Below are 5,690 nucleotides of genomic sequence, written 5' to 3' on the forward strand. Positions count from 1 at the left end.
ATCTTCTCAGCCTATTCCGGTTGGTGGGTGCACTAGATGGGCGTTCGTTTCGTATTTATATGGGGCGGGTAGCTATTCAAACATTTACGGAGAGTTTGATCCTGGCTCAGGACGAACGCTGGCGGCGTGCTTAACACATGCAAGTCGAACGGTGAAGAGGAGCTTGCTCCTTGGATCAGTGGCGAACGGGTGAGTAACACGTGAGCAATCTGCCCTTGACTCTGGGATAACTGCGGGAAACTGTAGCTAATACCGGATATTACCTTGGAAGGCATCTTCTGGGGTGGAAAGAATTTTGGTCAAGGATGAGCTCGCGGCCTATCAGCTAGTTGGTGAGGTAATGGCTCACCAAGGCGACGACGGGTAGCCGGCCTGAGAGGGTGACCGGCCACACTGGGACTGAGACACGGCCCAGACTCCTACGGGAGGCAGCAGTGGGGAATATTGCACAATGGGCGCAAGCCTGATGCAGCAACGCCGCGTGAGGGACGAAGGCCTTCGGGTTGTAAACCTCTTTTAGTAGGGAAGAAGCGACTGGGTTTTCCTGGGAGTGACGGTACCTGCAGAAAAAGCACCGGCTAACTACGTGCCAGCAGCCGCGGTAATACGTAGGGTGCAAGCGTTGTCCGGAATTATTGGGCGTAAAGAGCTCGTAGGCGGTTTGTCGCGTCTGCTGTGAAAACCCGAGGCTCAACCTCGGGCCTGCAGTGGGTACGGGCAGACTAGAGTGCGGTAGGGGAGATTGGAATTCCTGGTGTAGCGGTGGAATGCGCAGATATCAGGAGGAACACCAATGGCGAAGGCAGATCTCTGGGCCGTAACTGACGCTGAGGAGCGAAAGCATGGGGAGCGAACAGGATTAGATACCCTGGTAGTCCATGCCGTAAACGTTGGGAACTAGATGTGGGGACCATTCCACGGTCTCCGTGTCGCAGCTAACGCATTAAGTTCCCCGCCTGGGGAGTACGGCCGCAAGGCTAAAACTCAAAGGAATTGACGGGGGCCCGCACAAGCGGCGGAGCATGCGGATTAATTCGATGCAACGCGAAGAACCTTACCAAGGCTTGACATATACCGGAAACGGCCAGAAATGGTCGCCCCGCAAGGTCGGTATACAGGTGGTGCATGGTTGTCGTCAGCTCGTGTCGTGAGATGTTGGGTTAAGTCCCGCAACGAGCGCAACCCTCGTCCTATGTTGCCAGCACGTAATGGTGGGAACTCATGGGATACTGCCGGGGTCAACTCGGAGGAAGGTGGGGATGACGTCAAATCATCATGCCCCTTATGTCTTGGGCTTCACGCATGCTACAATGGCCGGTACAAAGGGCTGCGATACCGCAAGGTGGAGCGAATCCCAAAAAGCCGGTCTCAGTTCGGATTGAGGTCTGCAACTCGACCTCATGAAGTCGGAGTCGCTAGTAATCGCAGATCAGCAACGCTGCGGTGAATACGTTCCCGGGCCTTGTACACACCGCCCGTCAAGTCATGAAAGTCGGTAACACCCGAAGCCAGTGGCCGAACCCGTAAGGGACGGAGCTGTCGAAGGTGGGATTGGTGATTAGGACTAAGTCGTAACAAGGTAGCCGTACCGGAAGGTGCGGCTGGATCACCTCCTTTCTAAGGAGCACGTGCCGTCCCGTCTGTATACAGCGGAATATGGCGGCCAGTCATACGGAAGCGAATGTCTTCTGATGGCGCTCATGGGTGGAACATTGACATTGATGCAAGAACGGCTGAGATCTACTCGGTACGCCTGGTTCGTGAGAACGAGGTTGGAAAAGTAGGTGTTGGAGAGACTTGTATATGCACGCTGTTGGGTCCTGAGGGACCGGAACAACCCGGGATGAAAGTCTTGGTGTTGATCTGTTTCTTCTGGACTTCTGTGCGTTGGCATCACTTGCCGGCGTGGAGGGGTACCGCCCGTACTTTGAGAACTACACAGTGGACGCGAGCATCTTAAATTTGCCGCAGCATCTTTTAGATGGTGCGGTCAATTACAAAGATCTATGCACTCTTTATTGAGTGCGTGATCATTGGTCAATTTCGATGCCGAATTTATTCGGCATACTTAATCGATTCAAACTCATGTGATTTCAAATTTTTAAGAGCAAACGGTGAATGCCTTGGCATGTAGAGCCGAAGAAGGACGTAGTAATCTGCGATAAGCCTCGGGGAGTTGATAAACGAACTGTGATCCGAGGATGTCCGAATGGGGAAACCCCGCCAGGCCCGTAAGGTGACCTGGTGACTCCCGCCTGAATATATAGGGCGGGTAGAGGGAACGTGGGGAAGTGAAACATCTCAGTACCCACAGGAAGAGAAAACAACAGTGATTCCGTTAGTAGTGGCNGAGTTGATAAACGAACTGTGATCCGAGGATGTCCGAATGGGGAAACCCCGCCAGGCCCGTAAGGTGACCTGGTGACTCCCGCCTGAATATATAGGGCGGGTAGAGGGAACGTGGGGAAGTGAAACATCTCAGTACCCACAGGAAGAGAAAACAACAGTGATTCCGTTAGTAGTGGCGAGCGAACCCGGATGAGGCTAAACCGATCATGTGTGATAGCCGGTAGGCGTTGCATGGTCGGGGTTGCGGGACTTTTCTGCCTATTCTACCGAATGGTAAGGGTTAGAACGTTGTATAGACGAACAGGATTGAAAGCCTGGTCATAGAGGGTGCGAACCCCGTAGTCGAAATGCAGCAATCGCCCGAGAAGTATCCCAAGTAGCACGGGGCCCGAGAAATCCCGTGTGAATCCGTCAGGACCACCTGATAAGCCTAAATACTCCTACATGACCGATAGTGAACAAGTACCGTGAGGGAAAGGTGAAAAGTACCCCGGGAGGGGAGTGAAATAGTACCTGAAACCGTTTGCTTACAAACCGTTGGAGCCAGCTTTGTTCTGGTGACAGCGTGCCTTTTGAAGAATGAGCCTGCGAGTTAGTGATATGTGGCGAGCTTAACCCGAGAGGGGAATGCGTAGCGAAAGCGAGTCTGAATAGGGCGATTCAGTCGCATGTCCTAGACCCGAAGCGAAGTGATCTATCCATGGCCAGGTTGAAGCGACGGTAAGACGTCGTGGAGGACCGAACCCACTTCAGTTGAAAATGGAGGGGATGAGCTGTGGATAGGGGTGAAAGGCCAATCAAACTTCGTGATAGCTGGTTCTCTCCGAAATGCATTTAGGTGCAGCGTTGCGTGTTTCTTGCCGGAGGTAGAGCTACTGGATGGCCGATGGGGCCCAAAAGCTTACTGACGTCAGCCAAACTCCGAATGCCGGTAAGTGAGAGCGCAGCAGTGAGACGGTGGGGGATAAGCTTCATCGTCGAGAGGGAAACAACCCAGACCACCAACTAAGGTCCCAAAGCGCGTGCTAAGTGGGAAAGGATGTGGAGTTGCACAGACAACCAGGAGGTTGGCTTAGAAGCAGCCACCCTTGAAAGAGTGCGTAATAGCTCACTGGTCAAGTGATTCCGCGCCGACAATGTAACGGGGCTCAAGCACGCCACCGAAGTTGTGGCATTGATATTTTTGGTAAGCCGCCACCTTGTGTGGTTGGTTCAGCCGTGTTGATGGGTAGGAGAGCGTCGTGTGGCCAGCGAAGCGGCGGTGTAAACCAGCCGTGGAGGCTACACGAGTGAGAATGCAGGCATGAGTAGCGAAAGACGGGTGAGAAACCCGTCCTCCGAAAGATCAAGGGTTCCAGGGCCAGGCTAATCCGCCCTGGGTAAGTCGGGACCTAAGGCGAGGCCGACAGGCGTAGTCGATGGACAACGGGTTGATATTCCCGTACTGACGAAAAACCGCCCAAACTAATCCAGTAATGCTAAGCATCTGAATCCCCTAGATGGATCCCTTCGGGGTGAAGCGTGGGGCCTAGCGTGCGACCCTATGCTGGTGCGGTTAGCGTATTAACAGGTGTGACGCAGGAAGGTAGCTGAGCCGGGCGATGGTTGACCCGGTCTAAGGATGTAGGCCGAGAGATAGGCAAATCCGTCTCTCATATAAGGTTGAGACCCGATGGGTAGCCCGTAAGGGTGAAATCAGTGATCCTATGCTGCCAAGAAAAGCATCGACGCGAGGTTTTAGTCACCCGTACCCCAAACCGACTCAGGTGATCAGGTAGAGAATACTAAGGAGATCGAGAGAATCGTGGTTAAGGAACTCGGCAAAATGCCCCCGTAACTTCGGGAGAAGGGGGGCCTGAGGCGTGAACGGACTTGCTCCGGGAGCGTTCGAAGGCCGCAGAGACCAGTGGGAAGCGACTGTTTACTAAAAACACAGGTCCGTGCTAAGTCGCAAGACGATGTATACGGACTGACGCCTGCCCGGTGCTGGAAGGTTAAGAGGAACGGTTAGCCGCAAGGCGAAGCTGAGAATTTAAGCCCCAGTAAACGGCGGTGGTAACTATAACCATCCTAAGGTAGCGAAATTCCTTGTCGGGTAAGTTCCGACCTGCACGAATGGCGTAACGACTTCCCAGCTGTCTCAACCGCGAACTCGGCGAAATTGCATTACGAGTAAAGATGCTCGTTACGCGCAGCAGGACGGAAAGACCCCGTGACCTTTACTACAGCTTGGTATTGGTGTTCGGTGTGGCTTGTGTAGGATAGGTGGGAGACTGTGAAGCTTGGACGCTAGTTCAGGTGGAGTCATTGTTGAAATACCACTCTGGTCATATTGGATACCTAACTTCGAACCGTGATCCGGTTCAGGGACAGTGCCTGGTGGGTAGTTTAACTGGGGCGGTTGCCTCCTAAAAAGTAACGGAGGCGCCCAAAGGTTCCCTCAACCTGGTTGGTAATCAGGTGTCGAGTGTAAGTGCACAAGGGAGCTTGACTGTAAGACTGACAAGTCGAGCAGGGACGAAAGTCGGGACTAGTGATCCGGCAGTGGCTTGTGGAAGCGCTGTCGCTCAACGGATAAAAGGTACCTCGGGGATAACAGGCTGATCTTGCCCAAGAGTCCATATCGACGGCATGGTTTGGCACCTCGATGTCGGCTCGTCGCATCCTGGGGCTGGAGTAGGTCCCAAGGGTTGGGCTGTTCGCCCATTAAAGCGGTACGCGAGCTGGGTTTAGAACGTCGTGAGACAGTTCGGTCCCTATCCGCTGCGCGCGCAGGAAATTTGAGAAGATCTATCCCTAGTACGAGAGGACCGGGATGGACGAACCTCTGGTGTGTCAGTTGTTCCGCCAGGAGCACCGCTGATTAGCTACGTTCGGAACGGATAACCGCTGAAAGCATCTAAGCGGGAAGCCGGCTTCGAGATGAGATTTCCATCCCTTCGGGGGAGAGGCTCGCAGCTAGACTACTGCGTTGATAGGCCGGATGTGGAAGTGGGGACTAAAGACCCATGGAGCTGACCGGTACTAATAAGCCGATAATTTGATAACACTCAGTTTGAAGAAGCTGCTTTAGCGTCCACTATGTGGTTCTCGATGTACGGTCGAGAACAACGTCCCTGTCAAGGGGACTCTATAACTAAAAAATATAGAATCGATTCATCGGAAGATGTTTCGGCGGCTATAGCGAGAGGGAAACGCCCGGTCACATTCCGAACCCGGAAGCTAAGACTCTCAGCGCTGATGGTACTGCAGGGGGGACCCTGTGGGAGAGTAAGACACCGCCGGACTTAACTTAGAAACAAACAAAAAGGCCACCCGAAAGGGTGGCCTTTTTGCGTTAA

3 rRNA genes are annotated in these 5,690 nt (G+C 53.5%); all 3 read left to right on the forward strand.

The features are described 5' to 3' along the window. Window positions 1-83 precede the first annotated feature (83 nt). The 3 genes from E3T41_RS05860 (at window position 84) to rrf (ending at window position 5,636) form a co-directional block, all read left to right on the forward strand. Window positions 84-1,617, forward strand: a 16S ribosomal RNA gene (locus E3T41_RS05860). 474 nt (window positions 1,618-2,091) lie between these two features. Further along, window positions 2,092-5,397 (forward strand): 23S ribosomal RNA (locus E3T41_RS05865). 122 nt (window positions 5,398-5,519) lie between these two features. Beyond that, window positions 5,520-5,636: ribosomal RNA gene (gene rrf / locus E3T41_RS05870) — 5S ribosomal RNA — on the forward strand. The 16S, 23S and 5S rRNA genes sit together here, the layout of an rRNA operon. Window positions 5,637-5,690 lie beyond the last annotated feature (54 nt).

Origin of the sequence: Cryobacterium sp. Hh38 (assembly GCF_004403235.1) — a bacterium.
In the GTDB taxonomy this organism is placed as follows: Bacteria; Actinomycetota; Actinomycetes; order Actinomycetales; family Microbacteriaceae; genus Cryobacterium; species Cryobacterium levicorallinum.